Origin of the sequence: Micromonospora sp. NPDC049102 (genome assembly GCF_043197485.1) — a bacterium.
In the GTDB taxonomy this organism is placed as follows: Bacteria; Actinomycetota; Actinomycetes; order Mycobacteriales; family Micromonosporaceae; genus Micromonospora.
The window spans coordinates 18,701-33,955 of the sequence record NZ_JBICTE010000024.1; the positions used below are offsets into that span (position 1 = coordinate 18,701).

Here is a 15,255-nt window from a genome sequence, read left to right on the forward strand (position 1 = left end):
ACGCGCCACCGTCACAGACTGCTACCGGATACAAACAGGTCGTCAATCGCTCGGCGGGTGCGTTCCTCGCTGGCCGGCATCAGGTGCGTGTAGACCCGGAGCGTGAAGCCGGGGTCGGAGTGCCCGAGGTACGAGGCGAGGGCCTTGATGCTCTCCCCCGCGTCAAGCAGCGCCGAGGCGTAGAAGTGGCGAAGCGCGTGCATCCCGGTCGCCCGGGTGGGGACGATGCCGGCCGCTTCGACCGCCGGTCGCCAACTCTTGCCATCGAAGGTGGCCCGCTTGATCGCACCCCGCCGAGTGGTCGTGAAGACCAGCGGCACCGTCACCCGCTCGTCGCTGAACGGGTCTTCCCACGGCAGGGTGATCGAGAGCGGGGGGTACTTCTCGGCGTGCTCCTTGAGCGACTGCGCTACCGAGCCAGGTAGCGGCACGCGACGGTCCCGATCGTTTTTGGGTAGGCCGAAGACCAGCCGGGAACGGACCACCTTGACCTGCCGGACGATGTGCAGCCAGCCCGAGTCGAGGTCAACGTCATCGACGCCCAGGCCGAAGATCTCGCCCTGCCGCATCCCGCAGCCTGCGCCCAAGTCAACCATCGGACGGTACCGCTCAGCGAGGCCACCGCGGATTGCCGAAACCTCGTCGGCCCGCCAGGGAACGACGCGACGATGCGCCGGCCGGGGTGGCTTGACCGACTTTGCTGAACACGGGTTCTTGGCAATCCGCTCGTCGTCGACGGCCGCCCCGAGGATGGTCCGTAGGTGGGCGAAGACGACGGCCCGGGTCGCTGGGGCGAGCTTGCCGACCATCCCGGCGTCCCACTCCCGGATGTGTCCCGGCTTGATCGAGGCCAGTTGCCGAGAGCCGAAGAACGGCAGCAGGTGCTTCCGTACCCGGAACTCGGTGCTCTCCCGGGTCGACTCATCGAAGGAGCGCGTCCGCAACCAGTTCTCGGCGTACTCCGCGAAGGCCATCCGACCGGCGGACGGGTCGACGTAGGAGCCTCGGAGTTTGTCCGTCTCGGTGGAGACAAGGAACGCGTCAGCCTCGCGCTTCGCTCGGTCGGGGAAGGACTGGCTACGCTCGCGACCGTCCGGGCCGATGTACCGGACCCGGTAGCGCATCCCCTTGCCGAACAGGTCCGACTTGATCCGCTCTTTCCGGCCGCCTTCGTGCCGGATCACCTTGTACCAGCGGTCCTCTACGTGTCCCATCAGGCTGCCGCCTGCTCACGTACCCATGACCGGACCGTTTCCGGCTCGTACCGCAGGTGTCGACCTACCCGGGCCGCGGGCGGACCGTACTTGACCTTGCGCCAGCGATACAGCGTCTCGGTCGGCACCCGCAGGTACGCCGCCACGTCCCGGATCGTCCAGAGCCCATCGTTCGCCGCCATCAAAGCCTCTCCCCCGTCGTGCCGTCTGCTCCCGCCGTCGATCCGGCCTCGGATAGCTGCGCGGCCCGGTCCTTAGCGGCGAGGAGTTCGGAGCGCCAGCGGGCACGTTCGCTGATCGACCGCAGCAGCCGGTGAGCCATGGCCGGCACGTCGGGGTCGTCGGGTCGGGCGAGTTCCCAGGCGTGCCGGACCGGTTCGACGGTCGCGCCCTGGTCGTCGACGCCATCCAGGCCGACGCTCACGCCGAGCAGAGCCCGCACCCACGCCCGCACGTCGTGCTTGTGGTCCGAGAGCGTCTTGCCGGACCAGTCGCGGGAGATGAGGATGCGCCGGCCGCCGATGCCGAGGGTGTCCCGCTGGTGGACCTTGCCCTTGCAGCGGCCCGGATTGAGCTTGGCGTGTGCCTTGCGGGGCTGGACGCCGTAGAGCAGCCAGTTCGCGCAACGGTCGGTGCACGGGGTCAGCTGGAGTTCCTGCCACAGCCGGTCCATGTGCGCCCGCTGCCGGCCGCTGGTGGCCTTGTGGACGTCGCCGGTGTGCTTGGTGATGTACTTCGTGACGTACCGGATGGTCCGCTCTGCGTCCTCGGTGCCGGGCATGACGCCGCGTGCGTCGACCTGCGAGCCGAAGCGCACGACGTGCACCGGTTCGGCGTCGGGGTTCTCGTCGATCGCGTCGAGGGCTTCCGTCCAGGTGCTCAGCGGCGCGCAGGTGTCTGGGTCGACCCACGTCGAAGCCTGCTCGTCCCAGACCGGGAGCCGGTCGACGGTGTACCGCTGCACGTCGACGGAGGGCCACCACACCTGGTGATAGGTCGCTGCCGCCACGGTCCGCAGCACGTCACGCGGGATGGTGCCCCGGATGGCGAAGTGCGCGTGTGGGGCGAGGCGGCGTTGCGGCTCGACGCAGCCGGCGTACTGGACGTTCCAGCCCTCACAGCGGCGCAGGTTCTGCCAGAACCGGTCCAGCAGCCGGGGGAAGTGCACGGCATCCCATGCGGCGCGGCGATAGTCGTACCTGTCCGGGTTGAGCGGGGTGCCGTCCGGGCGGACCGGGCCGTACGAGTCGAGGGTGAGCGTCAACCACATCGACGGTCGGTAGGTCGAGCCGTCCGGCGCGGTGTACGTCTTGCCGACCGTGCGGCGCTCGACCTTGCGACGAGGCAGGTCCGGGGCATCCTGCCGTCGCCGGGTGGAGCGCTTGCGGCGCCTACCGGTGTCCTCGTCGTCCTGGTCCTCGTCGCCGGTCGAGTGTGGCGGTGCGATGCGTCCCCGGAGCCCTTCGGCCGTGATCGCCTCTTCCACCTCGCGGATCGCCTCGTCGAGGTCGGCGACCTCGTCCCACTGGCTCGCCCGAGACGCCTCGTCACGGGAGAACTCCAGGTGTCCGCGCAGCAGGACAAGCGCCTTCTGTTCCTCAGTCGCCGGCTCCGGTGGCGGTAGCGGCTCGTCGTCGCGGTGCCAGCCTTCCCGGATCTGGGCCTGCCGCAGCCGGCGGTTCTTCTTGGCGCACGGGCCGCACTTGTCCTCACGGGTCGCCCCACAGGGCAGGTCGATGACCTCGGTCAGCCCGGTGGCGAGATCCGTGCGGCGCATGGCGAGTGGCCGGACGCAGACGCCGTACTCGGCCGCGATCTCCTTGAGCACGTCGACCGAGCGGGGTAGCGCCATGCGGGCCGCCCGCGACCCCGGCCGAGGTGCAACCGGGGTCGGGGCGGGTTCGAGGCCGGGCAGGGTCGGAGCGGTCACTGAATGATCCCGACGACGTGCGGCCGGTTGGATGGGACGACAGTGCGCGGAGGCACCACGGCCGGGGCGATCGACGGCATCGGCTCTGCCGGGCGGACCGGCTCGACGGTGGCGGGCTCCTCGTACTGGTACGCGGTCGGCTGGTCCGGCTCGTCGGCCGCCGGGGCAACCGGGGCGTTGGACAGGACAACTTTGACCAGTGCGAGGAATGCCAGCGACGGCACCGCAGCCACGGTCCAGCCCCACACTGACGGTTCGGCCTCCGCGACCTGGGCGGCGAGGGACAGCAGCGCGAACGCCACCAGGAGCGAGCCGACCAGGCCGACCGGGCGGGCGGCGCGCCGCCGGGCACGGATCTCCAACCCGAGGTAGATCGCCATCAGCTCGACCGCCACCGCGTTGGCCCAGCCGATCCAGTCGGGCTGGCCGTGGGCGACGGACAGGTCGTGCACGTGGGTGAAGGCGGCGGCACCGGCCATGGTGCCGATGGCGAGCAGGATCAGCAGGCGTACCGCCGATTCGGTGCCGTTGCTCATCGCCATTCCTCCAGCGGCTTTTCGCGGATGGTCAGGTCGATGCGGATACGTCGGCCGTTCATGTCGGGGCGTCGGTTGACCATGTGCGCCACGCCGTGCAGGGCGGCGGCGGTCTGGTCGGAGGGGCCGACGAGCCGGATGCGCAGCGGACGCCGGAGCCGGTCGATGATGCGGGTGAGGGGGTTCACGGCGGTTACCTCCGGGCCGGTCGGATGTCGGTGCGGATGTAGTCGGGTGGGGTGCCGAGTGCGGCGACGGCTTCGGAGAGGCAGCGCCAGAGCGCCCACGCCTCGTCGGGGGTCAGTGCCATCCGTCGCCGTCCGGCACCGACCGCCAGATAGACGGGGTACGGGTCGGGCCGCTCCGGGTCGACGCGGACGGAGACGGCGGTGACCGGTTCGGGGGTACGCAGTCGGTAGAAGCGGCGACCGGTCATCGGGCATCACCCCCGGCGTCCCGGTCGAGCAGGTTGCGCAGGGATTCGGGCAGCAGCGGCCCGGACGGCTTACGAGGCAGCGGAAGCCGGACCGGTTCGGCGGCGGTCTCCCGGCCGACCTGGGCGAGGATGTCCGAGGCGTCGGCCGGAGCCGGGTACTGCCGGGCCATGTCGCGGATGTCGTCGTCGCTGACGTACGAGAACCGGACGCGCATCGGGTCGGGGGTGCCGTCGAGGATGACGTACCCGACGCCCTTTGCCCACCGGGGCATCTGGTCCGCGAGCGCGCCCCGCTTTCGGGCACCGTCCCCAAGAACCATGTCGACCTGTGACGCCTCGGTCAGGCCCAGCGCGATCCGGGTCGGGAAGAGATCCCGGAACGGCAGCACGTCCTTGCGCGGGTCCTGCAACGCGGCCACCACCAGGACGCCGACACCGGCCCCCTGGGACAGCAGCAGCCCCAGCGACGACGCGATGCGCTTGCGCAGCTCGACGTCTTGCAGGTACGCGGTCAGCGCGGCCATCTCGTCGATGACGACCACGACCAGGGGGTCAGCCTCGGTCGGGGTGTGGACGCGAACCCGGCCGGCAAGCCGAGTCTGCCGCTCCCGCAGCACCTCCACCGCTTCGTCGAGCAGATCGGCCATGGCCTCGAACGATCTGCCGGCGAACCGGGCGAACATCGGACGGCCGAGCGCGAACTCCATCCCACCCTTGGGGTCGATCACCCACAGCCGGACGAGGCCCGAGGCGATCCCACCACCGAGGACCCGGACCAGCGACCACAACACCGAGCCCTTACCGGACCGGGTCGCGCCACCCACCAGGACATGCGTGGAGAGCAGGTGCAGCGACCAGGTACGCAGGTCTTCCCGCCGCGCCAGCGGAAGCGCGGTGAAGTCCGGCACCGCCGGCACCGCGAACGGCGGGACCACAGTCCGCAGCGCATCGGTACGGACCAACGCCAGGTAGACCAGCGTCGGCCGGTCCCGAAACCGCACCCGGTCGACGAGCCGCAGCAGCCACGCGCCCCGGCCGGTGCGGGTCGGCGGATCGCCTGGACGCTCGGAGTAGACCCGTGCGTGCCGGCGCCCGAACGCGTACGCCAGGTTGGCGCTGACCGCCTGGAACTGCTCCGGCGTCTGCCCCCGGACCATGCGGACGGTCAGCACGTCGAGCGCCTGATCCGAACGCACCCGCAGCAGCTCGGGCAGGATCGGCCGGTGGTCGTACATCTCGGACAGTCCGCACAGGGTCATGGCTTCGCGCCAGGCCCGCCGGTAGACGAACACCCGCCGCCACGAGCCGAGCAACGGACCCGCCAGGAAGGTCCACCAGGACGACTCGTCACGCCAACGCCACACCGCCGACACCCCAGCCGCCAGCACGAGCGGCACCACCAGGCCGGGCCAGTCGAACTCGACGTAGAGCCAGAGCGCCAGCACCACCGAAGCCGTGACCACCGGGTGCCGCAGGCACCACCACAGAACCCGCCCGGACCACCTCAGCAGCAGGCCGAGCAGCACCATCCACAACGGCAGCTTGAGCTTCTTCGGCCGGATCACCAGCAGATCCCCGGCCGAGGTCATCAACACCTCACCCCGAGGCCGCCCGATCACTTGGCACCTCCGACCGGGGTGAACCGGGCCTGACACACACCGCACCGGGGCCGGTTTCGGCCAGCCCGACGCCTACCCTTGGACACGTCTGCACCTCTCTCGACAGAGCAGGGGGAAGAGACACCGGGGCGGGGCTGCCGTCCGCCAAGACCTGACAGCCCCGCCCTGACCAGAACCGGTTACGCCGACGCCTTCTGGTTGACGCCCGCCGGGGCACGCAGCCCGGTCGCCCGCAGCGAGTACGCCATCCGACCGTTATTCGCCACGTACGGCGTGACGGTCATCCCGTCGAACTCGACCGCCTCGAACAGCCCGCCCGTGGGCGGCACCGGCTGGTAGTCGGCCGAGATCTTCACCGTCGTCTCCCGGGACCGCTTGCCCAGCTCGGGGTCGAGATCCATCACCCGGACCTGCCACACCCGCTGGCCGGTCACCTTGTCCTTGGCCGGCGACCGTCGGCCCGTCTTCTCGTCGTAGTCCTCGACCTCGCCCAGGGACTCGGGCACCAACGCGCACCCAGCCGGGAACACGTCCTCGAACCGCACAGCGAACCGCGTTCCGCCTCGCAGAGCCATCGCTCAACCTCCACTTGTTAACTTGTCTGCCAAGTTGCGTTCCAAGCTAGACGGCACTTGGCAGACAAGTCAACAAGTTTGCCCAGATGCATTGAGCCGCAAGGCTTTCCGGACCTTCGGAGGTGGTACTAACTCGACTGTTTGGGGTATCTCGGGCACCATGCCCGGTGACATGAGATCAGTGGATGAGACGCACGCACGGCCAGCCGGAGTCGACGACAGGACCGTCGAGGCATTGGGTGAGCTGAGCAAAGCCATGGAGACGATCCACCGCGTACGCGGACACCTGTATTCGGCGCATCAGCTCGTCGGCGGTGCGGACCTAACTCTTGATCGAGCGGTGCGGCTACTCCGCGAGGCGGGACACGGCGAGGTTGCCGACCGGATCGAGCGCGAGTTGATAGGTCGCAACGTCCTGCCGGGACGCTGGACATTCCAGGTCGTCGAAGAGTTCGACGATGGGTACTACGCCGCGTTCCAGGAGGTCGAGCGGGATGCGCGGGAGAGGCTAGCCGGCGGTCGACGGCACATCTACGAGGCAGAGATGAAGCAGCGCCGGCGCACCCACGGGATGCCGGGGCACGAGGCTACGCCGCAGGAGTGAGCGGCAGCCCGTTCGGGAGCATCGAGGCCAGGGCTACGGCTCTGGCCTCGATGATCTTCATGCGGCCCTCGTACTCGACGGGTTCGCGGTGGCTGGCTTGGCTGGTGACCTGACCGGGCCACTTGCGGTAGAGCAGGCCGTGTTCGCGGGTGAAGTAGCCGTCGCTGATCGCGCTCGCGGCCAGGAGTAGGCCGGTGTCCTCGGAGGCGGGGAGCGCCATCCAGCCGCCAAGGGCCAGGAGCAGATCCCGGCGGATGCACAGAGTGGCGGGGTGAACCTGGGAGCGGTAGCCGTTGGCCTGCCAAAAGGCGAGGACGGCACCGCGGGCGATGGTTCCGCCTTCCGGGTCCTTGTCCCAGCCGAGGGTAGATCCGTCGGGCATCAGGTCCAGGACGCGGGAGGTCGTCCAGCCGATCTGCGGATGCGCCTCGAAGGCGGCGATGTCCCGGGCGAGGGCACCGGGAGTGAGCTGATCGTCCGCGTCCAAGACCTTGACGTGTTGCCCGGCGACCCGGGAAAGAGCGAGGGTACGGGCAACACCTGGCCCGCCGGGACGACCGCCGCCGATGCTGATGCGAGGGTCGTCCGGCAGGACGCCGTCCAGCGCGCCGGTCTGCCCGTCCTCCTGGACGAGCCACTGCCAGTCCCACCCGTCAGGCATCTCCTGCTTGACCAGCGAGTCGTACGCGCCGGTCAGATGTTCGATGCTGGGCGCGTGGACTGGGGTGATGACCGAGACGAGCTGCGTCAAGTTTTCCACCGTTGCAGTTTGTGGGAGTAGACCAGTTCCGTCCGGTCCCCCGGCATCACCACGTCGGCCACCTCGACGACGCGGCCTTTGGTGTCGATCGACGTCTTGCGCACGGTGAGTACCGAGACGCCCGGGTCGATGTCCAGCAACTCGGCCTCGTCCGGCGATGGCGGGCGCGCACGGATCTCGTCGTCGATGCGGTCGACCTCGATACCGAGGGTGTGGAGTTGGTGCTGTGTGCCGCCCGGCCAGGGCTCCTTGCCCGCGTCGAGCAGGTCCGGGTTCGCGGCCACCAGGTCGTACGGCAGGTAGGAGTACGACATGGTCAGCGGCGCGTTCTCATGCCGCGAGGTTGTCCAGTAGACCCGCCGCAGCAACGGCGTACCCGGCTCGACCTGCAAGGCCGCCGCCATGTCCGAATCCGCTTCCACGCGGGCGTACTCGGCGTGGAACTTCAGGTCATCGACGGTCAGGCCGGTGTCGTGCTCGGTGGCCCCGGTCTTCAGCCGCTCCGACTCGTCGAGCAGTGCCCGGTCCTTCTCCCACTGGTACCGCTCGGCGTTGCGACGCCGTACCCGCTGACGGGGTGCCCGTACGTAGGTGCCGCGCCCCTGCTCCGCGCGGACCAGGCCCCACTCGCGGAGCTGCCGGATGGCGTTGCGGACGCTGGTGCGGGACAGGCCGGACGAGTCGGCCAGCTCGGTCTCGCTCGGCATCAGCGTGCCGGGGGCTAGCTCTCCGGCCACGATCTTGGCCCGCAACTCTTCTGCGAGTTGCAGGTAACGAGGGCGCCAGTCCCGGCCTTGCACACCGGTCACCGTACCCCCTAGACGTTCCAACGTCTGCCAGGCGGTCCCGCCTGCGGGCCGCTCCGGCACCGGGGGCACGACGGGTACCGGGCGCTTCACGGGCCGGGTACTCGTCGACGGCATCCGACTGATGGGCCGACGCTCAGAGGTGTTCATGGCACCCCTCCAGAGGCTGCCCCTTGGTCATCATCACCAGGCGGGCGTAGGTCAACTCGTAGATGAGCCGGTCGAGCTGGGTCCGGGAGAGCAGGATCGATTCGGTGGCACCGCTGCGGCTGGCGTCGAGCTTCACGGCCAGGTCGCGGCGAAAGAATCGGTCGGTCAGCAGTTGCACGCTGATCCAACCGGTTCGCTCCCGGCCGATGGTCCGCAGCAGCCCCCGATGCATCGGATCGTTCGGGCCGCAGCCTCGGCACCAGCTCGGGCAGTCAGCGGGATTCGCGGACGGAGTCGATCCCCGCTCGTTCGTGGCCTCGGGTTCAGTCACCGGTGGCCTCCGTGCGGTCGATCGCCTGTGCCGACAAGGAGCACAGTCGCTCGGCCAGTTCGACAGCCTGCGACAGGGAGAGTTCCACCCAGGCGATCCCGCCCCGGCTCGTCACATGCACCGCGACGAGGGGCACGCGAGCGTCGGAGGCGACGAGGTACGTGACGATTTGGCCGCTCTGCCGACCGCCGCCCAGGCGGTGCATCGCCCCACGATGACGGCGCGGCATATGGGCCATCACCGGCGGCACCAGGTGCCCGCATCGCTCCGGCGCACACCAGGCCGGGTGGCTGCCGCCGGTCAGCTTGCCCCCGTTGCTCACCGCACCCACCGCCCACCGTTGCCCCGGTAAATCCGGGCCGGTGTCATCAGCGATGCACTTCTCAGCACCGGCAGTTTCCGGGTCGGCGCGTTGGCCCACGCCTGGATAGGGGTTCGGCGGGGCGTGCAGCGACCGGAGGTGACCGCGTACCTGCCGGGACTGAACAGCGGACGTTTGCGGGATCTCCAGACCGAGAACCAACGCCGTCGACGATGAGAGCCAGACATCGCACCTCCACGGGTAGGCCGGGACCGGCGGTCAGCCACGCGGTGCGCAGTCGGCCGCCGGTCCCGGATGAGGGCACGGCGCACCGTCCGACGCAGACGGGTCGGGTATCGCCGAGCCACTGGTACGCGCAGCTACCGCAACCGGTCCGACAGGACGCCGCGCGTTACGTGCGACCAGGAGCAGCGCATGACACCACCCCTGATACGAGCCGTCACCCCGGCCGTACATTCGGAAACGTACCTACAACTGAATGAGTTGTCTAGACGTCGAAACGTGCCTCCTGGTTGACACTTGATACGACAAGTGCCAGGTACGGTGACCGGGTGCCCACCCCGCACTACGGACAGCCTCGTTACCGCGTAATCGCGGACCAGCTCCGTGAGCGCATCGAAAGCGGCAGCATCCCCCCGGGTGGGCTCCTGCCAACCGAAAGCGCCCTCACCAGCGAGTTCCGGGCAAGTCGCGGCACCGTCCGTCAAGCCATAGCCGTCCTACGTGACGAAGGCATGGTCACCACCGAACACGGGCGCGGCACCTCGGCAGCGCCAATCCGCCAAGAACAAAAGGCAAAACGCAAACCCGACCTAGAGATCCGCTATCACGAAGTCACTGCTGATCCAGAGCTGGCGGCGATCTTCGGGGTCGAAGTCGGCGCGACCCTGATCGCGCAGCAACGCGTCTACCGAACTGGCGGATTCATCGAGTCAGTCGTCAGAACCTATCGGCTGCCCAGATAAACAGACGCCGCATTTGAGATCAGCTAAGGTGGCGGGTCCACACAAATCTCTGTCCAGCAGGGCCACACGGCCCCACTAGCAGCAGGAACGCTCACGAACCAATTCTTCAGTCCGTCAATTCGGACGGCTCATCCAGACTAAACACAAATCTGCTACGGGTACGAGTTATCTTGGCCCGATGCGCGAGCTGCTCTGGCGAGCGCTCCACGTTGCGGTCGACGGCTCGCATATCGATCCAGGACTCGCCATCCGCCTCCCTATGCCCCTCTATTGCCCGACCCGATGCCACAACGGCACCCTGGGAGGCGATCCGCTCGCCAACAATCTTCACGCTCTCAATAAGCTTCTCCATATACTCTGGAAGAAAGTCTTCGTGAATCATGTCAAAATGACGGACAGTGCTGCTAGATGCGGGATGCATGGATTCCGTCGGAGGCTCCAACCGGCAGCCTCGAACCCAGCGAGTTGGAACAAGGTGATCAGCTCCATTAGCGCGCATGACGCTGAACATCGGGGCACGAAGAACAGCTAGACAGATTATGAAGCGACATTGAAAGAACTCGGTCTCCGCAGTGGGGGCGCACCGCTCAGCAAGGTGGTCGGCAGCCTTAACCAGTGGCAGGGTAATAGCCCTATAGGCTTCTTCGCCGGTTAGCTCCAGCTTCCCGCCCGCCTTCCGCAAGACCTTCGCAATCGAAAGAGCGTTAGGAGCAGGCTCGCCAAAGAATTCGATATCCCAGAACGCGAAGGTATCATGGATGCTCATTAAGTACGAGGCACCATTAAGCTCGCCGTCTGCCTCGAAGAAGAATTCGATCTCTTTGTGCTTCAGCCCGGCGATCTGAGGAAAAGAATAATGGAGTTCGGGTGAGTTGGGTCGCGTGAAGAAAATATACGGCAGCTCGCTTTGTTTGCACTCCACCAAAAGATTCAAAGCAGGTGCAACTGCAGTCCTCTCAACTTCCGTCGGCAATTCAAGCTCAGCAAACAAGTCGATTGACCTGATCTGACCCGATTCCCCATCAACAAAGGCCCACTCTTCCTGGATAAGCCTAAATGAATCGAATCTCTCCCAGATCTTCTCTAGAGTATCTGCGATGGCGGTTTGCAACGGGTACCCTGACCTAAGCACTGCCTCTAGCAGACCTTCACGGGAAATTCCGTCAGGCAGTTTAGCGTAGGACGGCGAATTGAGTTTATCATCAGAGGTCACCACGAGGGAAGATTATCCCCGCTTCTAAGCAGAGCCACAACGAACTGTCTCTAACCAGACTATCAACTTGCCTACCCGCATTGACGGGAAAGCATCCCCCAGCAGATCAGAACCCAACCTCAACGCCACACAAAACTCACGCGCGTTGCTACGCCCCAGGAGTCGTTCGACTGAAACAACAACTTGCTGCGTCAGTCCGCCATTTGAGGAAAGAATCCATAGCGTCCCCGCGATCCTTTCGTGAACTCATACATCTTCGCAGACTTGCTCAGGTCGGGGGGAGAAACGTTTTCGAGCACTACGGCTTGCCCTTCGAACGTCGAGTCAAGGTACCGAAAGAACTCCGTCGAGACAGCGCTCTCGGCAAGCCGATGGTCTTCAGCCGTCTCCGGCTCCTTGTAGGTCAAAAGCGGAGAATCAAGTACTACGAAGCCGGGGTGCGGCAACTCCCGAGTGATGCACCATTGCGCCAATCCGATAGTGAAGGCAGCATGCATCAATGCTCGCATTCCTTTCCCGTGCGAGGCCCGGGGAACACCGTTCGTGCTCATCTCTCCCGTCTCGGCATCGAAGCTGACAGTCGAGACCTCGGGCACTCCCCAAGAATTCAGGATACTCGCAAGAAGCTGCGAGAAGGCCGTCGCTGTGTCATTTCTAATGACCGAAGGCGGGACCGACGACATGTCCGCCAGATTTGGAACCGACGCAGTCATTTCGTCGACTTGCCGCATCTGATCATATGCAGCAAGTCTTCGCTCGATCTCGCTCCTAGCGGACAGAAGATCTCCGAGCTCGGCTTGTCGAGGGCGGATTCGCTCATCCAACTCTAAGGCCGCCCGTTCAACATCCCGCTGCCGACTGCTCAGGATCTCGATCGCGGATTCTTCTCGCCGCTTCTCCGACTCCAGATCACCAATCGCGTATTCAAGGTCCTGACGAAGGCTCCTGGTCTTCTCCTGCTCGGCGCGAACAGACTCTGCAAAGAGGCTCCGATCCTCGACTTGATGTGCTTGAACCGACTGATATTCCGGCGAGGCACCGCAGAATACGCAGGCGCCCACGTCGAAGTAGCCCAGGAGGGTTCCTGCCTCCTCAAGCATCCCTAGCCGTTCCAAGTCGGATTCGTACTTCCGAGCGAGTAGGCTGAAGTTGTTGGTAAGATCGTTAAGTTCGGACAAACGGCGATAGCGATCGTTGTACTCGTTCTGAATCTCCCGCTGCCCCTGACCGAGGACCGCTTGTTGCTGAATGTGCTCGCCCATTGTCGCTGTTACGTCATCAATGGCCGCCTGGAGCCGGTCGGCCCGTTCGCGCAAGCTGACCTCGGTCTCGCCGTCCGCAAGCGTCAACCTCAAGCTCTCGACAACTTGCTGAAGCGCAGACAGCTTGCCTTCATTGCGCTGACGATTCGCAATGTCCGCCTTGGTGATCAGCGGCAAGTCAGAATCGTCGTTCCCCTGCAGAAGCACCTTTAGGACTGACCGTTCGGTTGTTCTGGTTGTCCATTGCCCTCTGAAAGGAGCCGGAGCAAGTGAGACGATGTCAGCCTCATTGACAAGCACTAATTGGCATATGTCTCGGAAACTCAGAGAACGCGTCTCGTTCTGATCGCTAGTTCGAATACGTCGATCACTTAAATCTAACTGCTGCAAGAGAAAGGAGGATATATTGCGATCGGACTTCCCGCTATGCTGCACAGAAAGAAGCCGCGGCTCGCCTGACGGCTTAGATCCCTCGTAGATACTGAACCTCATCGGCTTGCCGCGTAGAGGTCGCTGTAGAATCACACCGGCCGGATGCCGGGCTGTTCGAATAGCCAGAGAGGCCGCATTGTATCGCTCACCCTCTGGTATTTCCTTAATTTCGCTAGCGCCCAGCAGATAATTAATAGCGTCGAAGATATAAGATTTTCCTGTATCTGACGCTCCACGGATGACGGTTAGACTAGATCCGAACTTCAGCTCTGCCAGGGGAACATCCGCGCCGGTAACCTGCAGTTCGGTCAACGCGATCCTGACCATGGCTATTCACCCTCCGGTCGGGCTTCGTCGCGCTCCAGGACCCACCTGGCCACCGCATCTCGCACGCCAGCTCGATCTCGTTCCTCCGCCCCTTCGGTAGCGTCGTGGACCCAGGCGGCGCGGGCCCGGAGTATTCTCGCGTACGAGGAATCGAGAATCGACATGAAACGGAAGCCATTCTCGGTTGCGCGGAACTCGAAGCCGTGCAACATAGGTTGGGCACTGACAAGGCCGGCCCGCATCATGGTATCGATGCCAGACTTTATAAGGTCACGCTTCACCGCCAACTCTCCCACCGAACCAGGCACCTCAGGGTGGATGCTCGGCGGTCCGTTATTTTGACCAGTATGCAACAGCATGTGATCGAGCTGCATGAGGGCTTCGAGCCCGTATGAAGTCGGATAACCACTCGCCAGCAGAAAGACAACCCTTAGCCCGGCCTCAAGAGGACTATTCAGAGGACCAGTGATATTCATTGCCGCCACCTAAGCCGATGTTCATTCGCAAGCTGATGGCAAATACCCTTCTTGTCACGCGCCTGCCAGACTGAGATCAACGCGTTCGTCGTTAAATTGATCGCTTGCGATTGCTTCAAAACGGCTTGTAGGCGTTCGTAGCCGGAGCGGTGATCGTCATCGTGAACCTCCTGCACCCCTTCCTGAACCTCAGATTGCAAGTGTTCGAAAGTTCCGGCCGGCACCTTGTCTCTGTAAAAGATCCGGAAAGTCTCGGCGCAATAGAAGTACTCCCGCTGTTTGGTAAGGTGCCGGAACGCCGCATCGTGTTCAGCCAACTCGGAGACACATGCCGCAGACATTCCATATTTCTCTTCGTACACGTCAAATAGTTGCTGAAGGTACGGCGTCTCGTCGGACGCAGGAGATTCGGGCGGTCGTTGCGGTAGCGGCGGCGCAGGCAGAGGCATCGCGAATCGAATCGAGTGATATGGTGACTTTTCGTGCTGACGGAGCAGTTCGGGGATGGACAGGGCTTTGAACCGTGAAAAGTCGACGCTTTCCGCGTACTGGGCGACCCTCTCCCGCTCGGCGGGATTCTTGGCCGGCCCCACCTTGGCCTCAGCAAGTTCCTGCAGAAAGTCTTCTTTGAGGGATGCGGGACGCAGGACAAGTTGCGCAAGCGATGGCCCGGGACCCCTAGACGCCATGAATGTGTAGGTGCGGGGCAACGTGTAGTAGCCGTCGCAGGCATATCTGAGCACCTTGTAAATTTCGGGCCACGCGTCGCTTGGCATTAGCACATCTTTGTAACGCTTACATTGGAAGCAGTCCCAGTCTCCTTCGAAGCCCCTCGGCGTCACGAATCCGGCGATGTCAACGCCGTGATCGTTAGCTCCTCCGAAGCGCTTAATCGAATGATATCCCGGCAATGTGTATGCCCATTCAAGGACAAAGTCTTCCCACTCGTCTGCCGTGTAAATGAAGAGCTGGGCGTCTGGCGTGAAGCGCGGGCCTTGGACCGGTGGCACCACGAGCGCGACTCCGGGCGGTTTGACCGGCAACTCCGTTAGATCGGAGTCGGCAGGATAAGTATCAGGCACGAGAGCTCCAGCAGCACGGCGCAACGGTGGTGTGCACGGAGAGTAGATCAATCCACTGCACCTGCGGCAGACTTGACAATTAGGCGACAAACCGCTTCGCCCCTGGGTTCGCACCACTCACTGGCTCGGCCCAAGGGATGAGGGCGGTGTCTACACGAGAGGGGCTGCCGAATTTTTCTGTTTTGGATCAAGGCACCGCGCTCCACGCGGTGCGG

18 protein-coding genes are annotated in these 15,255 nt (G+C 64.9%); 2 read left to right on the forward strand and 16 right to left on the reverse strand.

The window, feature by feature from the left end; genetic code table 11:
* Positions 1-11 precede the first annotated feature (11 nt).
* From ACGFH9_RS21595 to ACGFH9_RS21630, 8 genes are all read right to left on the reverse strand, one after another.
* Positions 12-1,214 (reverse strand): tyrosine-type recombinase/integrase, encoded by a 1,203-nt coding sequence (locus ACGFH9_RS21595; protein ID WP_393222046.1) that lies wholly within the window; start codon positions 1,212-1,214, stop codon positions 12-14.
* A complete protein-coding gene (locus ACGFH9_RS21600; protein WP_112601013.1) occupies positions 1,214-1,396 on the reverse strand; it encodes an AlpA family transcriptional regulator in 183 nt (60 codons plus the stop codon). The genes ACGFH9_RS21595 and ACGFH9_RS21600 overlap by 1 nt, the downstream gene beginning before the upstream one ends.
* Positions 1,396-3,144: a replication initiator gene (locus ACGFH9_RS21605; protein WP_393222049.1), complete on the reverse strand. Its 1,749-nt coding sequence runs from the start codon at positions 3,142-3,144 to the stop codon at positions 1,396-1,398. Before ACGFH9_RS21605 ends, ACGFH9_RS21600 begins: the two co-directional genes overlap by 1 nt.
* The gene (locus tag ACGFH9_RS21610) at positions 3,141-3,680 is read right to left on the reverse strand and encodes a DUF2637 domain-containing protein (protein ID WP_393222052.1); all 540 of its coding nucleotides are present in this window, start codon (positions 3,678-3,680) and stop codon (positions 3,141-3,143) included. The genes ACGFH9_RS21605 and ACGFH9_RS21610 overlap by 4 nt, the downstream gene beginning before the upstream one ends.
* Entirely contained in the window at positions 3,677-3,868 is a 192-nt protein-coding gene (locus tag ACGFH9_RS21615) for a hypothetical protein (RefSeq protein ID WP_377668278.1), read from the reverse strand. Before ACGFH9_RS21615 ends, ACGFH9_RS21610 begins: the two co-directional genes overlap by 4 nt.
* A 5-nt stretch (positions 3,869-3,873) precedes the next feature.
* Positions 3,874-4,116, reverse strand: a complete 243-nt coding sequence (locus tag ACGFH9_RS21620) for a hypothetical protein (RefSeq protein WP_357173769.1) — start codon at positions 4,114-4,116, stop codon at positions 3,874-3,876.
* Positions 4,113-5,705 (reverse strand): cell division protein FtsK, encoded by a 1,593-nt coding sequence (locus ACGFH9_RS21625; protein WP_393222055.1) that lies wholly within the window; start codon positions 5,703-5,705, stop codon positions 4,113-4,115. The genes ACGFH9_RS21620 and ACGFH9_RS21625 overlap by 4 nt, the downstream gene beginning before the upstream one ends.
* A 209-nt stretch (positions 5,706-5,914) precedes the next feature.
* Positions 5,915-6,310 carry a transcriptional regulator gene (locus ACGFH9_RS21630; RefSeq protein WP_238661241.1) on the reverse strand — a complete coding sequence of 132 codons (396 nt, stop codon included), beginning with the start codon at positions 6,308-6,310 and terminating at the stop codon, positions 5,915-5,917.
* A gap of 160 nt (positions 6,311-6,470) precedes the next feature.
* Here ACGFH9_RS21630 and ACGFH9_RS21635 point away from each other — a divergent pair, with 160 nt between their 5' ends.
* Positions 6,471-6,914: a hypothetical protein gene (locus tag ACGFH9_RS21635; protein ID WP_393222058.1), complete on the forward strand. Its 444-nt coding sequence runs from the start codon at positions 6,471-6,473 to the stop codon at positions 6,912-6,914.
* On the opposite strand, the gene ACGFH9_RS21640 is transcribed toward ACGFH9_RS21635, so the two are convergent.
* The 4 genes from ACGFH9_RS21640 to ACGFH9_RS21655 all read right to left on the reverse strand — a co-directional run bounded on the left by ACGFH9_RS21640 (position 6,898) and on the right by ACGFH9_RS21655 (position 9,283).
* On the reverse strand, positions 6,898-7,674 hold the full coding sequence (locus ACGFH9_RS21640) for a glycosyltransferase family 2 protein (protein WP_393222061.1): 777 nt from the start codon (positions 7,672-7,674) through the stop codon (positions 6,898-6,900). The genes ACGFH9_RS21635 and ACGFH9_RS21640 overlap by 17 nt on opposite strands.
* Positions 7,662-8,483: a GntR family transcriptional regulator gene (locus tag ACGFH9_RS21645; RefSeq protein WP_393222064.1), complete on the reverse strand. Its 822-nt coding sequence runs from the start codon at positions 8,481-8,483 to the stop codon at positions 7,662-7,664. Before ACGFH9_RS21645 ends, ACGFH9_RS21640 begins: the two co-directional genes overlap by 13 nt.
* 133 nt (positions 8,484-8,616) lie before the next feature.
* Positions 8,617-8,961, reverse strand: coding sequence for a hypothetical protein (locus ACGFH9_RS21650; RefSeq protein WP_393222066.1), 345 nt, complete (start codon positions 8,959-8,961; stop codon positions 8,617-8,619).
* Positions 8,954-9,283 carry a hypothetical protein gene (locus tag ACGFH9_RS21655; protein WP_393222069.1) on the reverse strand — a complete coding sequence of 110 codons (330 nt, stop codon included), beginning with the start codon at positions 9,281-9,283 and terminating at the stop codon, positions 8,954-8,956. Before ACGFH9_RS21655 ends, ACGFH9_RS21650 begins: the two co-directional genes overlap by 8 nt.
* A gap of 551 nt (positions 9,284-9,834) precedes the next feature.
* Between ACGFH9_RS21655 and ACGFH9_RS21660 the strand changes: the two genes are divergently transcribed.
* Complete coding sequence (locus tag ACGFH9_RS21660; RefSeq protein ID WP_393222072.1) at positions 9,835-10,248, forward strand: GntR family transcriptional regulator; 414 nt, start codon at positions 9,835-9,837, stop codon at positions 10,246-10,248.
* Positions 10,249-10,354: 106 nt separating this feature from the next.
* Here ACGFH9_RS21660 and ACGFH9_RS21665 read toward each other — a convergent pair whose 3' ends face one another.
* The 4 genes from ACGFH9_RS21665 to ACGFH9_RS21680 form a co-directional block, all read right to left on the reverse strand.
* Entirely contained in the window at positions 10,355-11,464 is a 1,110-nt protein-coding gene (locus tag ACGFH9_RS21665) for a hypothetical protein (protein WP_393222075.1), read from the reverse strand.
* 188 nt (positions 11,465-11,652) lie between these two features.
* Positions 11,653-12,900 carry a hypothetical protein gene (locus ACGFH9_RS21670; protein WP_393222077.1) on the reverse strand — a complete coding sequence of 416 codons (1,248 nt, stop codon included), beginning with the start codon at positions 12,898-12,900 and terminating at the stop codon, positions 11,653-11,655.
* Between the two features lie 584 nt (positions 12,901-13,484).
* Positions 13,485-13,958 (reverse strand): ABC-three component system middle component 2, encoded by a 474-nt coding sequence (locus ACGFH9_RS21675; protein WP_393222080.1) that lies wholly within the window; start codon positions 13,956-13,958, stop codon positions 13,485-13,487.
* The gene (locus ACGFH9_RS21680) at positions 13,955-15,040 is read right to left on the reverse strand and encodes an ABC-three component system protein (protein WP_393222083.1); all 1,086 of its coding nucleotides are present in this window, start codon (positions 15,038-15,040) and stop codon (positions 13,955-13,957) included. The genes ACGFH9_RS21675 and ACGFH9_RS21680 overlap by 4 nt, the downstream gene beginning before the upstream one ends.
* Between the last annotated feature and the right edge of the window lie 215 nt (positions 15,041-15,255).